This is a genomic window from Bradyrhizobium sp., from assembly GCF_035652035.1.
Classification (GTDB): domain Bacteria; phylum Pseudomonadota; class Alphaproteobacteria; order Rhizobiales; family Xanthobacteraceae; genus Bradyrhizobium.
Genome location: NZ_DASREO010000043.1, coordinates 1 through 25,078, shown reverse-complemented (window position 1 = coordinate 25,078; position 25,078 = coordinate 1). Strand labels below are relative to the sequence as shown.

Genomic DNA, 25,078 nt, shown 5'->3' with positions numbered 1-25,078 from the left:
ATCGGGCTTTCTTGCCCCCGTCGCAAGCCACAATGCGCAAGCATTGTCGCTCGCTTGACCTCAGCGTCGAGAGATCAGGACCACACGACTTCGCCGTTCGCAGCAGTGCGCTTCGTCGCGCGCACCGCTACGTCCACCGCATTCCACGCCCAACGTTTCGTGACGATCGCGAAGCGTCCCTCGGAATCGGGCGTGAAACGGGCGAGCTGGTAGCGATGATTTGCCCGTCGGCGCAAGGGGGATTTCTGGGCGCTGGTTGACTTTGCCTTCAGCGGTCATCTTTTACCTTGCCGGCGTTTGCGCCCACGCCCGGATCGGGTATTTTTGGCGAGGGGTGGAATGAATGGCAAAGGCCAGGAAACGAGCAGGAAAGCGTGCCACGGCGGCCGGTCGCAACAAGCCGCGGGCGCGAAAATCCGGCGCGCCTAAAGCCGCGGGAACTGCATCGCGCAAGCCCAAATCGGCCAAATCAAAGGTTGCCGAGGCAACGACCCGAAAGCAGGAGACTTCTCCGGGGTCAGAGGCCGCGTCGCTACGGCAGCAATTGAAGGCCGCGAGGCTGCAACAGGACGCCATCGCCGAAATCCTGCAGGTCATCTCCAACTCTCCCGGTGAGCTCGGGCCTGTCTTCAGAATGGTGCTGGAGAACGCGACCCGTCTTTGCGATGCCAAGTTCGGCACCGTGCACCGTTTCGATGGCAAGGCCTTCTACTTTGCGGCGGACGTCGGTGCGCCGCAGGCGCTTGCGGAATATATGAGGCGTCCCGGGCCGGTTCAGTCCCCGAAGGGCGGCATGCTCGACCGGATCAAGACAACGCGGCAGATGCAGCACACGCCGGACTATGCGGCAGATCGCGTCCCGGGCCTCGGCGCGAAGCTTGGCGGTGCACGGTCGACGCTGGGCGTGCCGATTCTCAGGGACGATGTGCTGGTTGGCGCCCTCGTCATTTACCGTCAGGAAGTGCGTCCGTTCTCCGATCGCGAGATCGATCTGGTACGGAGCTTTGCGGCACAGGCTGCTATCGCGATCGAGAACGCGCGGCTGTTCAACGAAGTTCGGAAGCGAACGAACGACTTAACCGAGGCGTTGCAGCAGCAAACCGCGACGGCCGAAGTCCTTCAAACGATCAGTCGATCTTCGTTCGACGTTGACGCAATACTGCGAATGCTTGTGAAGACCGCTGCCCGGCTTTGCAACGCCGGTCCCGCCCAGATTTTCCGGCGAGATGGTGATGTCTATCGCTACGCGGCAAGCCAGATCCTGGAGCCGGCTTATCGTGAGCATGAGCAGCACATCGAGATTCGTCCAGGGCGCGGCACATTGGTCGGGCGAGTTGCGCTGGAAAAACGGCCCGTCCAGATTCTGGACGCGTGGGATGACCCGGAATATGAGGAAAAGGACGCAGCTCGAATTGGGAATGTTCGCTCGATGTTGGCAGTACCGCTGCTCCGCGACGGCGAATCGATCGGCGCATTTGCAATGGCGCGTGACTACGTGGAGCCGTTCACCGAAAGTCAGGTTAAACTGGTTTCGACCTTCGCCGACCAGGCAGTGATCGCCATCGAGAATGCGCGCCTGTTCAATGAGACGCAGGAGGCGCTGGAGCGGCAGACGGCGACGTCGGACATTCTGAAAGTGATCGCAAGTTCGCCTGATAATGTGCAACCGGTGTTCGAGGCCATTGCATCCAGCGCCAGGCGGCTGATCGGCGGTTTCTCGACCGCGGTTCATCTCGTCGTCGACGATATGGTGCATCTTGTGGCCTTCACTCCGACAAATCCGGAAGCGGATGCGATCCTTGTCGCGGCGCATCCGCGGCATCGAAGCGAGGTCGGGGCCGTTGCTTTGGTCGAGAACGGCGAGATTGCGCAAATCGCCGACTCCGAAACGGCCGATGCGCATACGCGGCAGCTTGGCCGCGCCCGCGGTTGGCGTGGCCTCACGCTCACGCCACTGATGAACCATGGCAATTTTATCGGGTTTATCGCGTCCACCCGGCGAGAGACAGGTGTACTTGGGAATCACCACGTCGAGCTCCTGCGCACCTTCGCCGATCAGGCCGTCATCGCCATCGAGAATGCGAGGCTCTTCAACGAGACGCGCGAGGCGCTGGAGCGGCAGACGGCGACTTCCGATATTCTGGCCACCATCAACGGCTCCGGCGGCTTCCTCGCGCCCGTGTTCGAATGCATCCTGGAAAAGGCGCACCAGCTCTGCGGCGCGCCCTGCGGCAGCCTGCAGCTTTATCAGGACGGCCGGGTCCAGCCCGTCGCGATCCGTGGAATGACGCCGGCTTTCTCCGAGTTTCTGCAAGCCGGCTATCCCATCACCGAGGGCGTGCGGGCCGGCCTGTTTGCAGATCATCCGGTGCAGCGGGTCGACATGGTTGAGACTTTGAGGGAGCAACCCGACGAGCCGTCTCTCCGCGCCGCGGTCGAACTCGGCGGTATCAGAACGATGGCGTCAGTGCCTCTCTTGAAGGACGGTGTAGCCTTCGGACGCATCATTGCCGCACGGCAGGAGGTGCGACCCTTCGACGACAAGCAGCTGGCAACCCTGCAAGGATTCGCCGCGCAGGCTGTGATCGCCATCGAAAACGCTCGCCTGTTGAACGAATTGCGCGCACGCACCGATGATCTCGGTGAATCCCTGCAGCAGCAGACCGCGACCGCCGACGTGCTCAAGGTGATCAGCCGCTCCGCGTTCGACCTGGACTCGGTCATGAATACGCTGGCACATTCGGCTGGCGAATTGTGCAAAGCAAAGATCAGCGCGCTCTATCTTCGCGAGGGTGATGTTCTCATCGCGCGCGGCGTGGCAGAGGCTGACGCCGCCCAGGCTGAATTTCTCAGAAGGACACCGCTGGAGGCCAACAGTTCAACTTATCTCGGCCGGACCCTTCTTGCAGGGGCGGTCCGCAATATTGCCAATGTGTCGAACGAGACAGAAATTGGCCTTCTCAAGAAATTCAGCGAGGTGCTGGACTTCAAGTCCATCTTGTTCGTGCCATTGATGCGCGAAGGGCGCGGTGTCGGCGTTTTTGCGCTGGCGCGCAAGCGGACAGGACTCTTCTCGCAGCGCGAGGTCGACCTGGTCCAGACTTTCGCCGACCAGGCGGTGATCGCGATCGAAAATGCGCGGCTGTTTGAAGAAGTGCAGGCCAAGACGCGCGACCTTACGGAATCGCTGCAGCAGCAGACGGCGGTCGGAGAAGTCCTTGGCACTATCAGCCGTTCGACCTTTGAATTGCAGCCCGTGCTCGATACGCTGGTCAAGGCCGCCGCGCATCTATGCGATGCGGAAATGGCTTTCATCATGCGGCGCGAAGGCGAGATCTATCGGGCGGGCGCTTCAGTCGGCTTTTCCGACGAATACGCGAAATTCCTCAAAGCCCATCCGATTACGCCCGATCGCGGCACAATTACCGGCCGCGCCGTGCTTGATCGTCGCACGGTACAAATCGTCGATGTCGCCAGTGACCCGGAATACACGCTGAGCGAATCGACCACCCTGGCCGGTCAGCGCACGGCGCTCGGCGTGCCGTTGTTGCGCGAAAATGAGCCGATCGGCGTGATCGTGATCGCCCGGCGGCGAGTCCAGGAGTTCACTGCAAGGCAGATCGAACTTGTCAGTACCTTCGCCGATCAGGCCGTGATCGCGATCGAGAACGTGCGGCTGTTCAACGAGACGCAGGAGGCGCTGGAGCGGCAGACCGCGACCGCCGACATTCTGAAAGTGATCGCAAGCTCGCCCTCGGACGTGCAACCGGTGTTCGAGGCGATCGCGACGCGGGCCAACAGCCTCGTCGGCGGCTTTTCTGCCACCGTGTTCCGCTTCATCGACGGCATGGCCCATTTGATGGCCTTTACACCGACGACCCCCGAAGCGGACGAGGTCCTGAAATCGACGTTCCCCAGTCCGCTCGACAATTTCGTGCCGTTCCAGATGGCCCGGGATGGTGAGGTCGCGCAGGTTCCGGATACCGAAGCGCTCACCGGCGAAATCCTCGACATCGCGCGTGCGCGCGGCTTTCGCAGCATGCTGTTCGCGCCGCTGACAAATAAGGGCGCTTCGATCGGCTTCATCGCCGTCACCCGCGTCCAGCCAGGCGCCTTCTCGGACCATCACGTGCAACTGCTGCGAACCTTCGCCGACCAGGCGGTGATCGCGATCGAAAACGTTCGCCTGTTCGACGAGGTGCAGGCGCGCACGCGTGAGCTTTCAAAGTCGCTCGACGACCTCCGCGCCGCGCAGGACCGTCTGGTGCAGACAGAGAAGCTGGCATCGCTCGGCCAACTCACCGCCGGCATCGCGCATGAAATCAAGAATCCGCTCAATTTCGTCAATAATTTCTCGGCGCTCTCGGCGGAACTGACCGACGAGCTTAAAAACTTACTCAATCCGGTGGTCTTCGATGAAGCCACCCGCGCCGAGGTCGAAGAGCTGACCGGCCTCTTGAAAGACAATCTCGGAAAGGTGGTTCAGCACGGCAAGCGCGCCGATTCCATCGTCAAGAACATGCTGCTGCATTCGCGCGAGGGGTCGGGCGAGCGTCGTCCTTCTGACATCAACGCACTTGTGGAAGAGAGCCTCAATCTCGCCTATCACGGTGCGCGGGCGGAAAAATCCGGCTTCAATATCACGCTCAAGCGCGACCTCGATCCCGCCGCCGGTACGATCGAGCTTTATCCGCAGGAGATCACGCGGGTGCTTCTCAATTTGATTTCCAACGGGTTCTATGCCGCGTCCAAGCGCAATGAGACGGGCGAGAATGGTTTTGAGCCGACGCTCAGTGCCGCGACAAAGGACCTCGGCAAGAGCGTTGAGATCCGCATTCGCGACAACGGCACGGGAATCCCGGCCGAAGTCAGGGAGAAGATGTTCAATCCCTTTTTCACCACCAAGCCTGCTGGCGAGGGTACCGGGCTCGGGCTGTCCATGAGCTATGACATCGTCGTGAAACAACACGGCGGCAGCATCGACGTCGAGACCAGGCCGGGCGCATTTACCGAGTTCATCATTACGCTGCCGCGCGAATTGGCGGCGCGGAGAAATCCTGGAGGCGCAAATTGAGTGCATACATTCTCGTCGTCGATGACGAGCCGGACGTAGAGGAATTGTTCCGCCAACACTTTCGGCGTGATCTGCGCGCCCAGCGCTTTGCAATGGATTTTGCCAATTCGGCCGCGCAGGCGTTGTCAGTCATTGCCAACTATACCGGTCCCTCGCTCATTCTCATTCTCTCCGACATCAACATGCCCGGAATGACCGGGCTCGAAATGCTGCCCAAGGTCAAGGCGCTGCGGCCCGATGTGCCGGTCATCATGATCACCGCCTATGGCGATTCCGATACCAAGCGTAAGGCGATCGAGGGTGGCGCAACGGGATTGCTGACAAAGCCGGTCGATTTTGCATTGCTGCGGCAGGAGATCGATCAGCGCCTCGAGGGAGCAAACTAGCTCGCGCCCAACGCTTTGTGACGCTCGCAAAGCGCCCCTCGGAATCGGGTGTAATACGCGGGGCGGCCATAACGGCGATTTGCCGGTCGGCCGCAAGGGAGGGCAGGGTTACCGCCCGTCAATTAACTGACCTTCTCCGCGACGAAAGTTGTAGGCTTGTCAACGCTCGGCCCGCCGAACTATCAATGACCTTGCCTATTTCAACGAATAAGATTCAACGAACAAGACCTGCATCGGTCTCAAGAACTCAAAGGAGGGAGCCTCAGCATGCGAAAAACGATCATAACGGTTGCGATGGCCATGCCACTGCTGATGGGCGCTGCGCATGCGCAGGACAGCCTCAAGATTGGCTACATCGATCCCCTGTCGGGCGGCGGAGCCAGCGTCGGCGAGGGCGGCCTGAAGACCTATCAGTTCCTCGCGGATGAACTGAACGCCAAGGGCGGCATCCTCGGCCACAAGGTCGAGATCGTGCCCATGGACAACAAGACCAACCCGCAGGAGAGCCTGGTCCAGGCCCAGAAGGCGGTCGACGCCGGCATCCACTACATCACGCAAGGAAACGGGTCTTCGGTGGCTGCGGCGCTCGAGGATTTCGTGACCAAGAACAACGCGCGCAATCCCGGCAAGGAAATGCTGTTCTTCAACTATGCCGCGGTCGATCCGGCCCTGACCAATGAGAAGTGCAGCTTCTGGCACTTCCGCTGGGATGCCAATTCGGACATCAAGATGGAAGCGCTCACCAATTACATGAAGGGCGAGAAGGCTATCAAGAAGGTCTACCTGATCAACCAGGATTACTCATTTGGCCAGGCGGTCCGCACCGAGGCGCGCAAGATGCTCGGGGAAAAGCGGCCCGATGTCGAGATCGTCGGCGATGAGGTGCATCCGCTGCTCAAGATCACCGATTTCTCGCCCTACGTCGCCAAGATCAAGGCCTCCGGCGCCGACACCGTCGTGACCGGCAATTGGGGTCAGGATTTTGCGTTGCTCCTGAAGGCGGCTGCGGATGCCGGCCTCAAGGTCAACTGGTACACCTATTATGCCGGCGGCGCCGGCGGGCCGACCGCGATCAAGCAGACCGGCCTCGATCACACGGTGTACCAGATCAGCGAGGGCATCCCGAACTCCGGCGACAAGACGGCGATGGCTTTCGAGAAGGAATTCCGCGCCAAGGAAAATATGTCGCTATGGTATCCGCGCGCGGTCAACGAGATGCGGATGTTCAAGGCTGCGGCCGAGAAAGCCAATTCGATCGACCCGGTGAAGGTCGCCGCGGCTCTGGAGGGCATGAAGTTCGACGTCCTCGACGGCGGCGAAGGTTTCATGCGCAAGGACGACCACCAGTTCTTCCAGCCGATCTACATCTCCTCGTTCGGCACCCTGACGGACAAGGCGAAAGATCCGTTCGACGAGGAAGGAACCGGCTGGGGCTGGCATCTGGTATCCAGAGTCGACACCGCGCAGACGGTCCTGCCGACCACCTGCAAAATGAAGCGGCCTGATTGATGATCTGTCCGCCCCGGCTCCGTGCTGGCGCCGGGGCGGATGGTCAGGCAGGATGCTGGCGGCCTTTGTCGAACCTTTCGCTTAGTGATTCATCGAGCCATTCAGCGGGGGCGCTGTGCTTGAGCTGATCGTCATTTCAACGCTCAACGGCGTTCTGTTCGGGATGCTGCTGTTCCTCTTGTCCAGCGGGCTGACCGTGATTTTCAGCATGATGGGCGTGCTGAATTTCGCCCATGCCAGCTTCTATATGCTCGGCGCCTTCTTCGGCTATCAGCTCACAAAATGGATCGGCTTCTGGCCCGCTCTCGTGCTGGCGCCGCTTCTGGTCGGCGCTGTCGGCATGGCGGTCGAGCGCTACGGCCTGCGCAACACCCACAAGCACGGGCACGTCGCCGAACTGCTGCTGACCTTCGGGCTGGCTTTCGCGATCGAGGAAATTGTCTCGATGATCTGGGGCAAGAGCCCGGTGGACTATCGCGTTCCCACCGCGCTCGATTTCCCGGCCTTCACCGTGTTCTCGACGAACTATCCCGCCTACAAGATCTTCATGCTGGCGGTGTCGGTCGCAATCTTCGTGGCGCTTTTGATCGCGCTGAAGAGAACGCGCGTCGGCCTCATCGTGCAGGCCGCGCTGACCTATCCGAGCATGGTCGGTCATCTCGGCCACAATGTCGGGCGCGTGTTCATGCTGGTGTTCGGCGTCGGCAGTGCGCTTGCGGGCCTTGCCGGTGTCATCGCCGGTCCGTCGCTGGTGACGCAGTCCGACATGGCCGCGTTTCTCGGCCCGATCCTGTTTGTGGTGATCGTGTTCGGCGGGCTCGGCTCGTTGCCCGGCGCCTTCATCGCCTCGCTGCTGATCGGGCTGATCCAGACCTTTGCGGTTGCCCTCAACGGTTCGCTGGCAAGCGTATTCGGGCCGCTCGATCCGAGCCTCGGGCCGTCGGTGCTGACCGACGTCTGGAATGTCACGATCGCACAGATCGCGCCGATCCTGCCCTATGTGTTGCTCGTGCTGATCCTGATCGTCCGCCCGATGGGCCTGCTTGGGACGCGTGAGACATGAGCGAGGTCACCGCAGCCCATGAGGTGAAGGAGCGGTCGGAGGGTCGCGTCCTTTTCTACGCGACCTGGCTGATCGCTGCGATCGCGCTCATTCTGTTGCCGCTGATCTTCTCCTCAGGCGGCTCCTTGACGTCGTTCAGCCTGATCGGCATCGCCATCATCTTCGCGCTCTCCTACAACATCCTGCTCGGCCAGACCGGGCTGCTGTCGTTCGGACACGCGGTTCACTATGGGCTCGGCGGCTTTCTTGCCGTCCATGTCATGAACGCCGTCGCAAACCACGACTGGCCGATCCCGCTGCCATTCATTCCGTTGGCCGGCGGCATCGGCGGGCTTGCTTTTGCGATCCTGGTCGGCTGGGTCATGACCAAGCGCGCGGGAACCGCGTTTGCGATGATCTCGCTCGGCATCGGCGAACTGGTCGCGTCATCCTCGCTGATCCTGCGCAGCGTGTTCGGCGGCGAATCCGGTATCACAACCGATCGCACCGCCTTGCCGCATATGTTCAGCTGGACCTTCGGACCCCAGCGCCAGGTCTATTACCTGATCGCGTTCTGGGTGATGGTGTCGGCAATCGCGATGTATGCGCTGACCCGCACCCCGCTCGGGCGCATCTGCAATGCGGTGCGCGACAATCCGGAACGCGTCGAGTTCATCGGCTACGATCCTCACGTCGTCCGCTATTTCGCTTATGGATTTGCCGGCTTCTTCGCCGGTGTCGCCGGCGGTCTCACCGCCATCAATTTCGAGATCGCCAACGCCGCCTATCTGGGCGCGACGCAGTCGGGCCTCGTGCTGTTTGCCGCCTTCATCGGCGGCACGGCCTATTTCTTCGGACCGATCCTCGGCGCCATCCTCGTCACCTACCTGCAGCTTGGACTGACCAATGTCACCACGGTCTGGCAGCTCTACTTCGGCATCATCTTCATCGGCATCGTGATGTTCGCGCCGGGCGGCATCGCGCGGCTTCTGATGATGCACCGGCCGCTGATCCGGGCCGGATCCTGGCTCTCGGTAATCCCGTCTTACCTCGTCGCAGCGCTGCCGACGCTGGCGCTGGCGCTCGGCGTCATCCTCGCAATCGAAACGGTTGCCCACTACACCACGACCGGGAGCGAGGGCAACGTCATCAACCTCGTCGGCATACCGTTCAATGCGACCGCGCCAACGACCTGGCTGGCCGCGGCCGTCCTCGTCATCGGCGGCTTCCTGATTGCGCGCATTACCTGGCGGCGTGTCGTGGAAGCCTGGGACCGCGCCGCCGGCGTTGCCCGCGACCGGGGATATCTCGCATGACCGCCGCCATCGAAATCAAAGATGTGCAGAAGAGCTTTGGCAATGTGCACATCATCCGCGATCTCAACCTGAGTATCGCCAAGGGTGAGCGCCATGCCGTCATCGGCCCCAACGGCGCCGGCAAGTCGACGACATTCAATTTGATCAGCGGTCACATCAAGCCGAGTTCGGGCGAAATCCGGTTGAACGGCGACGTCATTTCGGGCTTGCGGCCGTTCGAAATCAACCGCCGCGGACTGTCGCGCTCGTTCCAGGTCACCAACGTCTTTGCAAAGATGACGGTGTGGGAAAACGTCCGCTGCGCCGTGCTGTGGGCGACCGGCCACCGCTACGCCTTCTGGAAGAATGTCGATCATCTGCCGGAGGTGAAGCGGCGCACCGCCGAAATTCTCGACCACATCCATCTCAGTCACCGCCGCGACGTACCGGCGGGCCTTCTGACCTATGCCGAGCAGCGCGAACTCGAGATCGGCATCACGATCGCCGGTGGCGCCAGCGTCATCATGCTGGACGAGCCGACAGCGGGCATGAGCCATGCCGAGACCGACCGCGCCGTCGCGCTGATCCGCCGCCTGACTGAGGGGCGCACGCTCGTGATCGTCGAGCACGACATGAGCGTGGTGTTCGGCCTCGCTGACCGCATTTCCGTTCTGGTCTATGGGCAGATCATCGCCTCCGGCACGCCACAGGAAATCCGCGGCAACCGGAAGGTCAAGGAAGCCTATCTCGGCGAGGAGGCTCACTGATGCTGGAGGTCCGCGATCTTCACGCCTATTACGGCAAGAGCCACATCCTGCAGGGCGTCAATCTGGATATCGCCGCCGGTGAGGTTGTGAGCCTGCTTGGGCGCAATGGCGTCGGCCGGTCCACCACCGTGAAGGCGATCATGGGCGAGGTCGCCCCGCAAGGCACGATCCGCTTCAAGGGTCAGGATATCGCGGGCTTGCCGAACTACAAGATCGCCCGCTGCGGTCTCGGTTACGTACCGGAGCATCGCGACATCTTTCCGGGGCTCACCGTACGCCAGAACCTTCTGCTCGGCATCAAGGACGTGCGCCGTCCCGGCAAATGGCGCATCGAAGGCATGCTGGAGATGTTTCCGAACCTCGCGGCCCGCGCCGATACGCCGGCGGAAGTCCTGTCTGGCGGCGAGAAGCAGATGCTGACGGTTTGCCGGACCCTGATGGGCGATCCCGAACTGATCATGATCGACGAGCCGACCGAAGGACTGGCGCCGCTGATCGTCCAACAAGTCGGCGATCTCATCGCGAAAATCGCTGAAGCCGGCGTTTCGATCCTGCTCGTCGAGCAGAAGCTGTCGATTGCGCTGCGCATCTCGCATCGCGTCTACGTCATGGGACATGGCCGGATCGTGTTCGAAGGCACGCCCGACCAGCTCAGAGCCAATGACGCCGTTCGCAAGGAATGGCTTGAGGTGTGAACGGTCGCGATCGTGGCGTTGCGCGGGCGGCCGTCGTTACTTGGTCCCGAACATCCGATCGCCGGCGTCGCCGAGGCCTGGCACGATGTAGCCGTGGTCGTTCAGGTAATCGTCGACCGCGGCGGTCCATATCGGAATCGCACCGTGAACCTCCCGAAAATGTGCGATGCCTTCGGGCGCAGCGAGTAGGCATACAAAGCGAATATCCTTCGCGCCACGGGCCTTCAGCAGTGACGCGGCCGCGCAAGCGGAATTTCCGGTTGCCAGCATCGGGTCCATCATGATGACCGTCCGGTCCGACATGTCCTGCGGCGCCTTGAAATAATATTCGACCGCTTCGAGCGATTGCGGGTCGCGATAAAGGCCGATATGTGCGATGCGCGCGGAAGGGACCAGCGCGAGCATGCCGTCGAGAAAGCCGATGCCGGCGCGAAGGATCGGCGCGAAAGTCAGTTTCTTTCCGGCAATTCGCCGCGCCTTCATCGGCGTGAGCGGCGTCTCGATCTCGACCGTTTCGAGCGGAAGGTCGCGCGTCACCTCATAGCCGAGCAGCATGCCGATTTCGTTGACGAGGTCTCGAAAGCCGCTGGTCGAGCGATCCTTTTCGCGGAGCAGCGTCAGCTTGTGCTGAACCAGCGGATGATTGACGATATGCAGGTTGTCGGAAGACATGGGCTTGAGTTCTCAAAAGGACGCTCACCACAACTATAGCCAAGCTGACGAGGGGATCGCTGCGCGGATTGGCTTCGAAGCCTGCCTGAAATTTGAGATAGAAGCCCAATCTTTGGGCAGTTGTTTCGATGCTGACGCCTTTTCGAGCGCTCCAGACGCCCGGTCAAACGCCTGTCTCGTCAACCGATGGCGAACCGCCCAATCCGGATCGACACGGAATTGGCGGTCGGTGTTGCCGACCTCAAACAACCCCGATTTCCGCCCGTTCTGGCACATCCGTTGCATTCTTTTCCGCAAATAACTCATTGCGACTGATGGCGGATGGCGGGCAAGGCTGCAGCGTTAGAGCTGGTTCAGGTGACGAAAATCTACGGCAACGTCACTGCCGTCGACGCCATCAACTTGAAGATTCCGGAAGGTTCATACTGTTGCCTGCTTGGACCATCCGGCTGCGGCAAGACATCGACCTTGCGGATGATCGCAGGTCATGAGTCAGTTTCGTCCGGCGACATCATTGTAGGCCCGCGCAACGTGACCGATCTGCCGCCGGCAGCCCGCAGCACCGCGATGATGTTTCAATCCTATGCGTTGTTTCCGCATTTGTCGGTGCTCGACAATGTTGCGTTCGCGCTGAAGATGCGGGGCGTCGCGAAGGCCGAGCGCCACGCTGAAGCGACGAAGCTGCTTGAACTCGTGGACATGCAGGGCTACGCGGCGCGGCTGCCGCCGCAGCTTTCGGGTGGCCAGCAGCAGCGCGTCGCGCTGGCGCGTGCCCTGATCACGTCGCCGCAGATTTTGTTGCTGGACGAGCCGCTGTCCGCGCTCGATCCGTTTTTGCGGCTGCGCATGCGAACCGAATTGAAGCGGCTGCAACGCGAGCTCGGAATCTCCTTCATTCACGTCACCCACAGCCAGGATGAGGCAATGGCGCTCGCCGACATCGTGGTCCTGATGAATGCCGGCAAGATCGAGCAGCAGGACGCGCCCCGGGACATCTTCAACCATCCCAAAACCGAATTCACAGCGAAGTTCATCGGCGGCCATGCCGTGATCGCTGTCGGAGGCGATACGTATGCGGTCCGCAACGACCGCCTGATTTTGAAACGGCCAGGCGATGCGACGAGCGGTCCCGCGATCATGGGCATCGTCCGAGAAGTCGAATATCAGGGCACTTACGTCCGCGTCGCCATCTCGGCTGATAGCGGAGCCGATATCTCGGCCCAGCTCACCGAAGATCAATATGACCGCGCCAACTACACGCCGGGCGAGCGGGTGATCGCCACCTGGGATCCGGCGCAGGCGAGTCTTCTCGGGACGACGCGCAGTTCTGTAACCGTCCGTTCGCCTGAACCGGCGATCTGACATCTTTGGAGATGATCATGAGCAATTTGTCGAAAACCATGAACAGGAGTGTCAGCCGACGCGCCATGCTGAAGGGCGCCGCCGGAGCGGTGGGCCTTGCCGCTGGGTCGGGCGCCATCACCGGCTTTCCCTATGTGAAGTCGGCCGAGCCGAAGGTCCTGCGTTATCTCGGCACCGCCGTGAACGAAGGCGACGACATCGCCAAGAAATGCCTGGCCGACACCGGCATCAAGATCGAGTACATCACGGTGACCACCGATGACGTCACCAAGCGCGTCGTGACCCAGCCGAATTCGTTCGACGTGCTCGACACGGAATACTTCGCGCTGAAGAAACTGATTCCGTCGGGCAACATCCTGGCGCTCGACGCCAAGAAGATCAAAGAATTCGACAACATCACGCCGGTGTTCACCAAGGGTGAGCTGCCGAACGGCAAGAAGATCGGCGGGCAGGGCACCGCGCCGTGGAAGGTGCTGTATCTCGAAGGCGCCAACTCGAAGAGGTTCGCGACCAAGCCGACCGAATTCATCACGCTGATTCCAACCACCTATAACGCGGACACGCTCGGCATCCGCCCCGATCTGATCAAGCGTCCGATCTCGTCCTGGGCCGAACTGCTCAATCCCGAATTCAAGGGCAAGGCCGCGATCCTCAACATTCCGTCGATCGGCATCATGGATGCGGCGCTGGTGGTAGAGGCCACCGGCCAGCACAAGTACGCCGACAAGGGCAACATGACCAAGCCCGAGATCGACCTCACCATCAAGTTGATGACCGAGGCCAAGAAAGCCGGCCAGTTCCGCGCCTTCTGGAAGGATTTCAACGAGTCCGTCAATCTGATGGCCTCGGGCGAAACCATCATCCAATCGATGTGGTCGCCGGCGGTGACGAAGGTGCGCTCAATGGGCATCCCCTGCACCTACCAACCACTCAAGGAAGGCTATCGCTCCTGGGCTTCGGGCTTCTGCGTATCCAAGGCAGCCACGGGGCAAAAGCTCGAATGGGCCTACGAATTCGTCAACTGGTTCCTGTCGGGCTGGGCCGGCGCGTACCTCAATCGCCAGGGCTACTATTCAGCGGTTCTCTCGACCGCCAAGGCCAACATGAGCGCCGACGAATGGGGCTTCTGGATGGAAGGCAAGACAGCGGTCAGCGACATCAAGGCGCCGGACGGCACCGTTCTCGAGAAGGCCGGCTCCAAACGCGACGGGGGCTCTTACGACGACCGCATGGGCTCCGTCGTCTGCTGGAATGCGATCATGGACGAAAACGACTACATGGTCCGCAAGTGGAATGAGTTCATCGCCGCTTGATGCGATGACGGCCTGCCGCGCTGAGGCGCGGCAGGCCTTTTTTTCGACCGATCTCACACTCGATCCCGCAACGCTTGATCCATGACGCAAGACCGCAAATCCTTAGCCGCATGGCTGCAAGCCGCGCCGATGATGCTGGTCTTTGCGATATTCTTTCTTTTGCCGCTGGTGTTCGTCGTCATCGTCAGCGCATGGGATTACAATGAATACGAAATGCTTCCGGCCTTCAGCCTGCGCGGCTACACGGACACGTTCGAAGGCTGCATCGCCGATCTGCCCGAGCTCTGCACGATCCTGAAGACCTATCTGAAGACGCTCGAATTGTGCGTTCTGACGTGGGTTCTGACGCTGCTCATTGGCTTTACGGTCGCTTATTTTCTCGCTTTCCATGTCCGTTCGAAAACCTGGCAAATCGTACTGACGCTGATCTGCACCATCCCGTTCTGGACCTCGAATGTGATCCGCATGATCGCGTGGATTCCGCTGTTGGGACGCAATGGCCTGGTCAACAAGGGCCTGATGGGCATGGGACTGATCCGCCAGCCGCTGGAGTGGCTGTTGTTCTCCGAATTCTCGGTTGTGCTGGCGCTGGTCCACCTGTTCACATTCTTCATGGTCGTGCCGATCTTCAACTCGATGATCCGCATCGACAAACGGCTGATCGAAGCCGCCTACGATGCCGGCGCCAGCGGATGGCAGACGCTTACGAATATCGTGATCCCGCTGGCAAAGCCCGGTATCGTCATCGGGTCGATTTTCGTCATCACCATCGTGATGGGGGACTTCGTCACCGTCGGCGTGATGGGCGGGCAGCAGATCGCATCCGCCGGCAAGATCATCGAGACGCGGCTCAATGCCTTGCAATTCCCGGCTGCTGCGGCCAATGCGGTCATCCTGCTCGGCATCACCATCCTGATCATTTCCTCGCTGACGCGGATCGTCGATATCCGCAAGGAGCTGTGAGCGATGGGCGACAAGCGGCCGCGATCGTTCTACTTCCTGGCGCTGTTCTTTGCCGCCTATGTCCTGTTCCTGTACGGGCCGATGTTCGCGATCTACATCCTGTCGTTTCAGGGACCCGATGGCGGCCTGACGTTTCCCATGAACGGCGTCTCGCTCGTCTGGTTCGATCGCGTGTTTACCGGCGGCGGCATCGTCAATATCGGCGCGGCGTTCAAGCGCTCGCTCGAACTCGGCGCCGTCGTCATGGTGCTGACGGTCCTGCTCTCGGTGTCGGCCGGCATGGCATTCCGCAGGTCGTTCCGCGGCGCGACGGTGCTGTTCTACGTCGCGATCGCGAGCCTGATCATGCCGTCGATCATCACTTCGCTCGGCATTGGGCTCGAATTCCGCTTGCTGGACGATTTCGTCAACGGCCTCGGCGTCGAGGGATGGACCACCGGCATGGGGCTGTTCACATCCGGTCTCGGCGCTCACATGACCTGGACTTTGCCGTTCGGGCTGTTGATCATGTTTGCGATCTTCAATCGGTTCGATGGCCGGCTTGAGGAAGCCGCGCGCGATCTCGGCGCAACGCCCTGGCAGACATTCCGTTACGTCGTGCTGCCGATCATCCTGCCGTCGGTCGTCGGCATCGGTCTTTTCGGCTTCACCTTGTCGTGGGACGAACTCGCCCGTTCCAGCCAGGCCATCGGCTCGGTCAATACGCTGCCGCTGGAATTGCAGGGTCTCACCACGACCGTCACCAAGCCGGACATCTATGCGCTCGGCACCCTGACCAGCGCGGTGTCGTTCCTGGTAATCTTCACGGCGCTAATCGTTATTCTGCTCTTGCAGGCGCGGCAGCGGCGCCACGGCTCGGATGCGGGGAAGGGGATGGTCTAGAATGCACCCAATGCGCATTCTCATCGTCAATCCGAACACGACCGTTGCCATGACCGAAAAAATCGGCGCGGCTGCGCGCGCGGTCGCCTCATCGGGCACGGAGATTATCGCCGTCAATCCCGCTGATGGACCGGTATCGATCGAAGGTTATTACGACGAAGCGTTTTCCGCGCCCGGTCTGCTGGCGGAAATCGCCAGGGGCGAAGCGGAAGGCGTGTCCGCACACGTCATCGCCTGTTTCGACGACACCGCACTGGAAGCCGCGAGAAGCCTCGCGGTGGCGCCGGTCATCGGGATCGGCGAGGCCGCATTCCACATGGCCACCATGGTGGCCTACCGTTTCGCCGTGGTCACGACGCTGTCGCGCTCGATCGCGGCCATTGAAACCAATTTGCTGAAATACGGGCTCGCCGGCCGCTGCGCCAAGGTCCGTGCCTGCGAAGTGCCCGTGCTGGCGCTGGACGACCCAGCGTCCGATGCGTCGGCACAAATCAGCGCCGAGATTGAACGCGCCAAGCGCGACGACCGGGCGGAAGCCATCGTGCTCGGCTGCGCCGGCATGGCAGATCTCGCTGCGCGCCTGACCGAGCAGCACGGCCTGCCGGTGATCGACGGCGTCACCAGCGCCGTCAAGCTCGCGGAGGCGTGCAGCGTGCTCAACTTGAAGACCTCGAAGATCGGCGCCTACGCCGCGCCGCGGCCGAAGCCCTATCTCGGCGCTTTTGCCTCGTTCGCGCCTCGGCAAGCGAGAGCCGTTGACCCAGGAAAGGAGTAACTCAATGGCACCGCGTACAATGTCGGTCGACGTGATCCGGATTTCGACCAAGGGGCCCGGCGACGTCTCGGGTCTGGTTCAGTTGATCGAAGCCGGCCATATCGATCCGGCGTCGATCCTGGCGATCCTCGGCAAAACAGAAGGCAATGGCGGGGTTAATGATTTCACCCGCGAATATGCGACGTCGGCGCTGTCGGTCGCGCTGGCGCCTTGCCTTGCGCTGACGCCTCGGGGCGTCGAGGAGCGGATCGCCTTCGTCATGTCGGGCGGAACGGAAGGCGTGCTCAGTCCGCATATCACAGTGTTCACACGCAAGATGTCGGACGACAACGGAGATCGGCAGAAGCTCGGAGGCAAGCGGCTGAGTATCGGAATTGCGCAAACACGCGACTTCCGCCCCGAAGAGATCGGACGAGCAGTCCAGGTCAGCGAGACGGCGAACGCCGTGCGCTCCGCCATGGCTGACGCCGGCATCGACGATCCCGCCGATGTGCATTTCGTGCAGATCAAATGCCCGCTGTTGACGAGTGACCGCATTGAGGACGCCCACGGCAGGGGGCAGAAGACCGTCACCTACAGCGCGTACGGATCGATGGGTTATTCGCGCGGGGCCTCTGCGCTCGGCATTGCCGTTGCGCTCGGCGAGATCAAGGACGAGATCGGAGACAACCACGTTCTCAAAAACTATGATCTGTTTTCGTCGGTCGCTTCGACCTCTTCAGGCATCGAACTGATGCACAACGTCGTGATCGTCATGGGCAATTCGCACCACGCGACAAGTGCTTTCACGATCGGTCATGCCGTGATGCGTGATGCGATCGATTATGTTGCTGTTATTGAAGCGTTGAAAAGCGTCGGCCTCGAACCGCAATCGGGTGCAGGCGCGCCAGACCGGCTGGTAAACATCTTCGCCAAAGCGGAGGCCTCTCCCGACGGCACCGTGCGCGGCCTGCGTCACACCATGCTCGAGGACACCGACATCAGCGCCACGCGCCACGCGCGCGCGGCCGTCGGCGGATTGATCAGCGGCCTGGCTGGGACTTGCGCCGTCTACGTCTCCGGCGGTGCAGAGCACCAGGGTCCGCCCGGAGGTGGACCGATCGCGGTCATTGCACGCGCCTGACTTCCGTCAGAAGAACCGCAGGCTGGCCACGCTGTCTTATCGGCAGCGCGGCCGTGGCCGGTCGGCTAGATCCAGGTAGCGCCGATATCGATGCCGAATGCCATCAGGCAAAGCGACGTCAGCAAACCAGCACAGCAAAACAGAGCGATCGTTTTGAGCGAATGATCGTGAGTGTCTTCAACTGATTCGGTCGTGGCAATCGCGGCGATAGAGAAATCCGTCATAACACCCCCCCTGAAATCTTTTCTAATACAGCGGTTGTAGGCCGAAGACGTTGACGGGCGATTGCTTGGCATCGCCATTTTAGTTTGATCGTTATTATTTCGGAAAAATCGACACAAATACCCGATGCGGCCGGCGTCGGTGGCTCGGCCGCGGTGTTCGGATCGGTACTCTTAGGGAATTCTTAGAATCGTTTGGTTAACAATGCGCTTCCATTTTTGATCCGGACGAATACTTGGGAGATCCTTTCGTGCTTGCCAGATTTTCTATCAGCGCGAAGCTTTTTGCGATCGTCGTTTTTCTGTCCCTGATGATTGTGGCCATTGGCGGCTTTGCATTCCTGCAAATGCGCGCGATCGACGCTTCCGCTCAGGAGATCCAGGCGCATTGGCTGCCGAGCGTCCGCTGGATCGGCGAGATGCGCGTGCAGTCGGCGCGGTTTCGCGGCGTCCTGCGCGATCATCTCACAGTGACGGATGCGGAACGCGCCGACGTTGACCGCAATCTTGCGGCTCGCAGAGGCGATTACGAAAAGGCTGCGAAAGCCTATCGCCAGTTGATCGCCTCGCCCACAGAGCGCGACCTCGCCGGCCAGCTCGAGGGGCATTGGCAGGAATTCCTCGCTGCCGCGGAGCAGGTGCGCGCGCATGCCGGCAAGGGCGATCTTGCCGCCGCCAGGCAGATCAATGCAGAAAAGGTGGTCCCGGTCGGCCGCGCGATGGACAAGTCGCTCGCCGAGCTCGTGGAGTTGAACGACAAGGGCGCCGAAGCAGCGGGCCAGAGCGCCGAGGGGACCTATTGGCGCGCTATTTACCTGATGAGTGCGATCCTCTTTTGCGTGCTGGCTGTCGGAATCGGCGCGGCGAGCTACGTCTCGCACGATATCCGGCGCGGCATCGGCTCGATCCTGACGCCAATGGGCCGGCTGGTTGACGGCGAATTGTCGGCCGAGATCCCTCACCAGGGCGAGGCGACCGAAATCGGCCGCATCGCGACTGCCCTGCAGGCTTTCAAGGAGGCGCTCGTCGCCAAGAAGGCGTCCGATGAGGCCGCGAATGCGGAGAAAGCCGTCAATCTGGCGCGCGCCCAACGCATCAGCTCCGCCACGGCAGAGTTCGAAGCGATGATCAGCGAGCTCGTCGGCTCGCTGGCATCGTCGTCGACCGAGCTTGAAGCGTCCGCGACGACGCTGACGTCGACCGCCGACCACGCGCAGGAGTTGGCGACAAAGGTCGCCGGCGCGTCCGAGGAGGCCTCGACCAATGTGCAGTCGGTCGCCTCGGCGACCGAGGAACTGAGCTCGTCCATCAACGAGATCAGCCGCCAGGTTCAGGAATCCGCCCGGATGGCGATGGCCGCCGTCGATGAGGCCAGCAAGACCAACGACCGCGTCGGGGAGCTGGCGAAGGCCGCATCCCGGATCGGCGACGTCGTCGAATTGATCAATGCGATTGCGGGCCAGACCAACCTGCTTGCCTTGAATGCGACCATCGAAGCCGCGCGTGCCGGCGAGGCGGGGCGCGGCTTTGCGGTCGTTGCGTCCGAGGTCAAGGCGCTGGCGGAGCAAACCGCGAAGGCAACCAGTGAGATTGGCCAGCAGATCGTCGACATCCAGTCTGCCACACAGGATTCGGTCGGTGCGATCAAGGAAATCGGCGGATCGATCGAAAAGCTGTCGGAAATATCCTCCGCGATCGCGGCCGCAGTGGAAGAGCAGGGCGCAGCGACCCAGGAGATTTCACGCAACGTGCAGCAGGCGGCCCAGGGGACCCATGATGTTTCGTCGCACATCACCGATGTGCAGCGCGGCGCCAGTGAGACCGGTCTTGCCTCGTCCCAGGTTCTTTCGGCCGCGCAGATGCTCGCCGCCGAGAGCGTGCGACTGAAAACAGAGGTGGAGGCCTTCCTGAGTACGGTGCGCGCGGCCTGATCGCGTTGCCGCTGAAGGTTATCAGCGCGGCGGCCGTCGTTGCTTCAGCGCATGGCGGCGCGCGGTGCGTGTCGCGCGCGGGCGAATGCGGCTGACGGCCGCGCGTTTCGGCTTTGCCGCTTTCGGCCCGCGCGCCATCTCCATCAACATTCGCAAGGCTTCGACCACCGAGCGCTGACGCACGGCGCTGCGGCCGATCGCGCCAAAGCGGCATTCGTGGGTCGTGATGCGCCCGTCACGTGCGGCGACCGCGAAATGGACGAGCCCGACCGGTTTGCCCGGCACCGCGCCGCCAGGCCCCGCGATGCCTGTGATGGAGACCGCGAGATCGACGCCGGCCCGCTCCAGCGCGCCGACCGCCATTTGCGTGGCGGTTTCCTTGCTGACGGCGCCGAAGGTCGCGAGCGTATCGGTCTCCACGCCCAGCATCGCGTGCTTGGCGTCGTTGGAATAGGTGACGAAGCCGCGATCGATCACATCGGATGAGCCGGGAATATCGGTCAGCGCGCCGGCGACAAGCCCCCCGGTGCAGGACTCGGCCGTGGCAATGGTCAGCTTGCGGCTGCGGCAGAGGTCGAGCAGGGAGCGGGCGAGGGTGACCGTGGAGCCGATTTGACGTTCGCTAGCCATTTGCCGCGTTTCCTTATGCGAAGGTCAAATCGAAGGCTCCACGAGAATCTTTATTTGCTAGTGGTCCTTTGATTCTGACACTCGCAAAAGTGCCTCCGCAACGGGGTGCGAATGTCAGAATCGGACCACTAGTGGAGCTGATTTGACGTTCGCCAGCCATCTGCCCCCCGTTTTCCTCAACTCGCCTAGATCGAGACGGGGCCCTTGTCATCCCAGGGCAGGCGGACGGTCGCGCAGGCGGTGGCCGCAATGCCTTCCTCACGGCCGGTAAAGCCGAGCCGTTCACTGGTGGTCGCCTTCACGGCGACGCGCGAGATATCGAGCCCGGTGATCTCGGCGATTCGGGCCCGCATCTGGTCGCGCAGGGGGCCGATCTTCGGTCGCTCGCAGATCAGCGTGACTTCGAGATTGGCAATACGTCCGCCGCGCGCGGTGACGCGCTCGACCGCGTATTTGAGGAATTTGTCGGACGCCGCGCCCTTCCACTTCATGTCGCTGGGCGGAAAGTGCGAGCCGATATCGCCGTCCGCAAGCGCGCCGAGGATCGCATCGACCAGCGCATGCAGGCCGACGTCACCGTCGGAATGGGCGAGGAAACCTCGCGTGTGCGGCACGCGGATGCCGCAGATCATCAGGTGATCGCCGTCACCGAAGGCGTGGACGTCATAGCCGGTGCCGCTCCTGACATCGCCGAGCAGGCTTGCCAGCCGCGCTTCCTCGCGCACGAAATCTTCCGGTGTCGTGAGTTTCATGTTCGCAGCTTCGCCTTCAAACGTCGCAACCGTCAATCCCACCCATTCGGCCAGCGCCGCATCGTCGGTGAAATCGTCGCGCCCGTCGCGGGCGGCGCGCCGGTGCGCTTCGAGGATGGTGTCGAAGTGGAAGGATTGCGGAGTCTGCGCGATTCGCAAGCGTGCCCGCTCCGGCGTTGCTTCAATGCGGCCACCGCCGTCCACCAGCTTGATCGTATCGGCGACTGATATCGCGGGGATCGCGGCACCGGTCGCCGAAGCCGCATCGATCGCGCGCGAAATCAGACCTTCCGACACGAAGGGCCGCGCCGCATCGTGGATCAGCACGATGTCGGGCTTTTCGGTGGCCAGCGCCTCGAGCCCAGCATGCACCGAGGCCTGGCGCGTCGCGCCGCCCTTGACGGGAGGCGCGTGGCGCAAGCCCCGGACCGCGTCGTTGAAGGCAGCGGCATCGTCCGGATTCACCACCGGCTGCACGACGGATACTTGCGGATGCAAGCTGAACGGCGCCATCGCCCGGTAAATCACCGGCTGCCCGCCGATCGCGCGATATTGCTTCGGGCCGCCCGTGCCGGCGCGAAGGCCGCGGCCTGCGGCAACGAGGATGGCGGCTGTCCGCGGCGGATTCGGCATGGATTTGGCTATCGATCGGATCGGAAAGGAACGGATAAGGGTTGGAGCCAGCCCTTATCATGCTGATGCCTGGAAGACAGAGCTAATCCTGGGCCTTGGACAAAAAACGATGCAATGCTGCAGTGCACTTGCAAGATTTACCGAACTGTCTAAAGTGTAGGCATGCAACTTGACTGCACAAGAATTGTGCTACAGAATAGATTCTGGCGGGTAACGGCACCCGTCCTGCATTAAGAGAAATCCGTGAGCAGGCTCGACCTTTTGCGTCCTAACCCATTGAAAATAGGTGGTATTGAGGTCGCGAACCGGGTTTTTCTGGCGCCCATGTCGGGCGTCACCGATGCACCGTTTCGACGTTTGGTTGCACAGCTCGGCGCCGGACTGGTCGTTTCCGAGATGACCGCGAGCGACGATCTGGTCAACGGCAAGCCGATGTCGCAGCTACGATGCGAGGCGGCCGGGATCGGTCCCCACGTCGTGCAACTCGCCGGCTGCGAAGCCAGATGGATGGCGGAAGGGGCACGGATGGCGGAGGCCGCCGGCGCCGACGTTATCGACATCAATATGGGCTGCCCGGCGCGGCACGTCACCGGCGGGCAATCCGGCTCGGCCTTGATGCGCGATCTCGATCACGCGGTTCGCCTGATCGAGGCGACCGTCGGCGCGGTGAGCGTGCCGGTGACGCTGAAGATGCGGCTCGGCTGGGACGAGCGATCGCTGAATGCGCCGGAACTGGCGCGCCGCGCCGAAGCTTCCGGCGTGCAACTGATTTCCGTTCATGGCCGCACACGCTGCCAGTTCTACAAGGGCGAGGCTGACTGGCGCGCGGTGCGAGCCGTGAAGCACGCGATCAAGATTCCGCTCGTCGTCAACGGCGACATCACGTCATTCGAAAAAGCGGTCGCTGCGCTCGAAGCCTCCGGCGCCGATGCTGTGATGGTCGGACGCGGCGCGCAGGGCCAGCCCTGGCTGCCCGGTCAGATCGGCCGCCGGCTCGAGACCGGCGCCATTGAGACCGCGCCGTCGCTCAAGGAACAGCTCTCGCACATCCGTAACCTCTACGACGAGATTTGCGATCACTACGGTCTGCGCATCGGCCTGCGCCATGCGCGCAAACATCTCGGCTGGGCGCTCGAGGTCGCGGCTACCTGCGCCTGCGCGCCGGCCGCCGTGCTGAAGAACTGGCGCGGAAAGATCCTGACTGCGGACGATCCGCGTCTCGTTCACCGGTCGCTGGATGACGCCTTCGACGATTTCGCGTGGGAAGCCGCCGCATGAGCTCCACCGCCGAACATCGCCGGCCGATGCCGTCAGTCTCGGAAGTCATTCTCAATGCGCTGCCGAACCCGGTGCTGCTGGTCGGTCCGGATGGCCGGATCGTCGATGCCAACATGGCGGCTGAATCGTTTTTCGAGATCTCCGCGCAGTTTCTGCAGCGGCATTCGCTCAAGGACCTGGTGCCGTTCGGCAGCCCCTTGCTCGCCTTGATCGACCAGGTTCGCTCCTCAAGCTCGCCGGTCTATGAATACAAGGTCGATCTCGGCACGCCGCGCATGGGAGGCGACCGCCAGGTCGACCTTCACGTCGCGCCCGTCACCGAGCGTCCTGGCCATATCGTCGTGATGCTCCAGGAGCGCAGCATTGCCGACAAGATGGACCGGCAATTGACGCATCGAAGCGCCGCGCGCTCGGTGATCGCGCTCGCCGCGATGCTGGCGCATGAGATCAAGAACCCGCTCTCCGGCATCCGCGGCGCGGCGCAATTGCTCGAACAGGCGGCTTCGCCGGAAGACCGCACGCTGACGCGCCTGATCTGCGACGAAGCCGATCGCATCGTCACGCTGGTCGACCGCATGGAAGTGTTCGGCGACGACCGCCCCGTCGCTCGCGGTCCGGTCAACATCCACTCGGTGCTCGATCACGTCAAACGGCTGGCGCAATCGGGCTTTGCGCGCAACGTCCGCTTTGTCGAGGAATACGATCCTTCGCTGCCGCCGGTGCTCGCCAACCAGGATCAACTGATCCAGGTGTTTCTCAATCTCGTGAAAAACGCCGCCGAAGCCACTGCCGAGCTCGGCAACGAGGCGGAAATCCAGTTGACGACCGCGTTCCGTCCGGGCGTACGGCTGTCGGTGCCGGGCAAGAAATCGCGCGTCTCGCTGCCGCTTGAATTCTGCGTGCGCGACAACGGCCCCGGGGTGCCGGACGATCTGTTGCCGAACCTGTTCGATCCGTTTGTCACGACCAAGCCGACCGGAAGCGGGCTCGGTCTGGCGCTCGTCGCCAAGATCGTCGGCGACCACGGCGGCATCATCGAGTGCGAGTCTCAACCAAGAAAAACAACCTTCCGTGTGCTGTTGCCCATGTTCAATCCAGCCAAGAAACTTGACCCAAGTGACCGCGATGACGTTGCCGGGACGCTCGCCTCACAGAACACAAGATGAGACATAACGATGCCCGCAGGTAGCATTCTCGTAGCCGATGACGACACCGCCATCCGCACCGTTCTCAACCAGGCGCTGTCGCGCGCCGGATATGAGGTGCGGTTGACCGGAAACGCTGCGACGCTGTGGCGCTGGGTGAGCCAGGGCGAGGGCGATCTCGTCATCACTGACGTCGTGATGCCCGACGAAAACGCCTTCGACCTGTTGCCGCGGATCAAGAAGATGCGGCCGAACCTGCCGGTCATCGTCATGAGCGCGCAGAACACGTTCATGACCGCGATCCGCGCCTCCGAGCGGGGCGCTTACGAATATCTGCCGAAACCTTTCGACCTGAAGGAATTGATCGCGATCGTCGGCCGCGCGCTGGCCGAGCCGAAGGAGCGGGTGGCGAGCACGCCTGACGATGCCGAGTTCGACTCGATCCCGCTGGTTGGCCGCTCGCCGGCGATGCAGGAAATCTATCGCGTGCTGGCGCGTCTGATGCAGACGGACCTGACGGTGATGATTTCGGGCGAGTCCGGCACCGGCAAGGAACTGGTTGCACGCGCGCTGCATGACTATGGCAAGCGGCGCAACGGTCCGTTTGTCGCGGTCAACATGGCGGCAATT

21 protein-coding genes are annotated in these 25,078 nt (G+C 62.0%); 17 read left to right on the top strand and 4 right to left on the bottom strand.

Going from position 1 to position 25,078, the window contains the following annotated elements; genetic code table 11:
* The first annotated feature begins 343 nt into the window (after window positions 1-343).
* The 7 genes from VFB05_RS13340 (at window position 344) to VFB05_RS13310 (ending at window position 10,768) form a co-directional block, all read left to right on the top strand.
* Window positions 344-5,074: a GAF domain-containing protein gene (locus VFB05_RS13340; protein ID WP_325013078.1), complete on the top strand. Its 4,731-nt coding sequence runs from the start codon at window positions 344-346 to the stop codon at window positions 5,072-5,074.
* A complete protein-coding gene (locus VFB05_RS13335; protein WP_325013076.1) occupies window positions 5,071-5,460 on the top strand; it encodes a response regulator in 390 nt (129 codons plus the stop codon). Before VFB05_RS13340 ends, VFB05_RS13335 begins: the two co-directional genes overlap by 4 nt.
* A 267-nt stretch (window positions 5,461-5,727) precedes the next feature.
* The gene (locus tag VFB05_RS13330) at window positions 5,728-6,969 is read left to right on the top strand and encodes a branched-chain amino acid ABC transporter substrate-binding protein (RefSeq protein ID WP_325013074.1); all 1,242 of its coding nucleotides are present in this window, start codon (window positions 5,728-5,730) and stop codon (window positions 6,967-6,969) included.
* 115 nt (window positions 6,970-7,084) lie between these two features.
* Window positions 7,085-8,032, top strand: a complete 948-nt coding sequence (locus tag VFB05_RS13325) for a branched-chain amino acid ABC transporter permease (protein WP_325013072.1) — start codon at window positions 7,085-7,087, stop codon at window positions 8,030-8,032.
* Entirely contained in the window at window positions 8,029-9,327 is a 1,299-nt protein-coding gene (locus VFB05_RS13320; RefSeq protein WP_325013069.1) for a branched-chain amino acid ABC transporter permease, read from the top strand. Before VFB05_RS13325 ends, VFB05_RS13320 begins: the two co-directional genes overlap by 4 nt.
* The gene (locus VFB05_RS13315) at window positions 9,324-10,073 is read left to right on the top strand and encodes an ABC transporter ATP-binding protein (protein ID WP_325013067.1); all 750 of its coding nucleotides are present in this window, start codon (window positions 9,324-9,326) and stop codon (window positions 10,071-10,073) included. Before VFB05_RS13320 ends, VFB05_RS13315 begins: the two co-directional genes overlap by 4 nt.
* Entirely contained in the window at window positions 10,073-10,768 is a 696-nt protein-coding gene (locus VFB05_RS13310; protein ID WP_325013065.1) for an ABC transporter ATP-binding protein, read from the top strand. Before VFB05_RS13315 ends, VFB05_RS13310 begins: the two co-directional genes overlap by 1 nt.
* 36 nt (window positions 10,769-10,804) lie before the next feature.
* Here the strand turns inward: VFB05_RS13310 and upp are convergent, their stop codons facing one another.
* Window positions 10,805-11,440, bottom strand: coding sequence for a uracil phosphoribosyltransferase (gene upp / locus VFB05_RS13305; protein ID WP_325013063.1), 636 nt, complete (start codon window positions 11,438-11,440; stop codon window positions 10,805-10,807).
* 321 nt (window positions 11,441-11,761) lie between these two features.
* On the opposite strand from upp, the gene VFB05_RS13300 reads away from it, so the two are divergent.
* From VFB05_RS13300 to VFB05_RS13275, 6 genes are all read left to right on the top strand, one after another.
* A complete protein-coding gene (locus tag VFB05_RS13300) occupies window positions 11,762-12,802 on the top strand; it encodes an ABC transporter ATP-binding protein (RefSeq protein WP_325013062.1) in 1,041 nt (346 codons plus the stop codon).
* Window positions 12,803-12,813: 11 nt separating this feature from the next.
* The gene (locus tag VFB05_RS13295) at window positions 12,814-14,115 is read left to right on the top strand and encodes an ABC transporter substrate-binding protein (RefSeq protein ID WP_414643195.1); all 1,302 of its coding nucleotides are present in this window, start codon (window positions 12,814-12,816) and stop codon (window positions 14,113-14,115) included.
* Between the two features lie 81 nt (window positions 14,116-14,196).
* Window positions 14,197-15,078 carry an ABC transporter permease gene (locus VFB05_RS13290; protein WP_325013058.1) on the top strand — a complete coding sequence of 294 codons (882 nt, stop codon included), beginning with the start codon at window positions 14,197-14,199 and terminating at the stop codon, window positions 15,076-15,078.
* Window positions 15,079-15,081: 3 nt separating this feature from the next.
* Entirely contained in the window at window positions 15,082-15,960 is an 879-nt protein-coding gene (locus VFB05_RS13285; protein ID WP_325013056.1) for an ABC transporter permease, read from the top strand.
* Window positions 15,961-15,970: 10 nt separating this feature from the next.
* Window positions 15,971-16,735: an aspartate/glutamate racemase family protein gene (locus VFB05_RS13280; protein WP_325013054.1), complete on the top strand. Its 765-nt coding sequence runs from the start codon at window positions 15,971-15,973 to the stop codon at window positions 16,733-16,735.
* Between the two features lie 4 nt (window positions 16,736-16,739).
* The gene (locus VFB05_RS13275) at window positions 16,740-17,858 is read left to right on the top strand and encodes a ring-opening amidohydrolase (protein WP_325013052.1); all 1,119 of its coding nucleotides are present in this window, start codon (window positions 16,740-16,742) and stop codon (window positions 17,856-17,858) included.
* 65 nt (window positions 17,859-17,923) lie between these two features.
* On the opposite strand, the gene VFB05_RS13270 is transcribed toward VFB05_RS13275, so the two are convergent.
* Window positions 17,924-18,160, bottom strand: coding sequence for a hypothetical protein (locus VFB05_RS13270; RefSeq protein ID WP_325013050.1), 237 nt, complete (start codon window positions 18,158-18,160; stop codon window positions 17,924-17,926).
* 170 nt (window positions 18,161-18,330) lie between these two features.
* On the opposite strand from VFB05_RS13270, the gene VFB05_RS13265 reads away from it, so the two are divergent.
* Window positions 18,331-20,010: a methyl-accepting chemotaxis protein gene (locus VFB05_RS13265; RefSeq protein WP_325013048.1), complete on the top strand. Its 1,680-nt coding sequence runs from the start codon at window positions 18,331-18,333 to the stop codon at window positions 20,008-20,010.
* Between the two features lie 21 nt (window positions 20,011-20,031).
* Here VFB05_RS13265 and VFB05_RS13260 read toward each other — a convergent pair whose 3' ends face one another.
* Together VFB05_RS13260 and VFB05_RS13255 are read right to left on the bottom strand one after the other, a co-directional pair.
* On the bottom strand, window positions 20,032-20,640 hold the full coding sequence (locus tag VFB05_RS13260) for a CinA family protein (protein ID WP_325013046.1): 609 nt from the start codon (window positions 20,638-20,640) through the stop codon (window positions 20,032-20,034).
* A gap of 185 nt (window positions 20,641-20,825) precedes the next feature.
* Entirely contained in the window at window positions 20,826-22,025 is a 1,200-nt protein-coding gene (locus VFB05_RS13255; RefSeq protein WP_325013044.1) for a bifunctional 2-C-methyl-D-erythritol 4-phosphate cytidylyltransferase/2-C-methyl-D-erythritol 2,4-cyclodiphosphate synthase, read from the bottom strand.
* Window positions 22,026-22,301: 276 nt separating this feature from the next.
* On the opposite strand from VFB05_RS13255, the gene dusB reads away from it, so the two are divergent.
* The 3 genes from dusB to VFB05_RS13240 all read left to right on the top strand — a co-directional run.
* A complete protein-coding gene (gene dusB / locus VFB05_RS13250; RefSeq protein WP_325013096.1) occupies window positions 22,302-23,303 on the top strand; it encodes a tRNA dihydrouridine synthase DusB in 1,002 nt (333 codons plus the stop codon).
* The gene (locus VFB05_RS13245) at window positions 23,300-24,469 is read left to right on the top strand and encodes a nitrogen regulation protein NR(II) (protein ID WP_325013042.1); all 1,170 of its coding nucleotides are present in this window, start codon (window positions 23,300-23,302) and stop codon (window positions 24,467-24,469) included. The genes dusB and VFB05_RS13245 overlap by 4 nt, the downstream gene beginning before the upstream one ends.
* Window positions 24,470-24,478: 9 nt before the next feature.
* Window positions 24,479-25,078 (top strand): response regulator (locus tag VFB05_RS13240; RefSeq protein ID WP_325013040.1); only part of this gene is annotated, 600 nt, incomplete at its 3' end.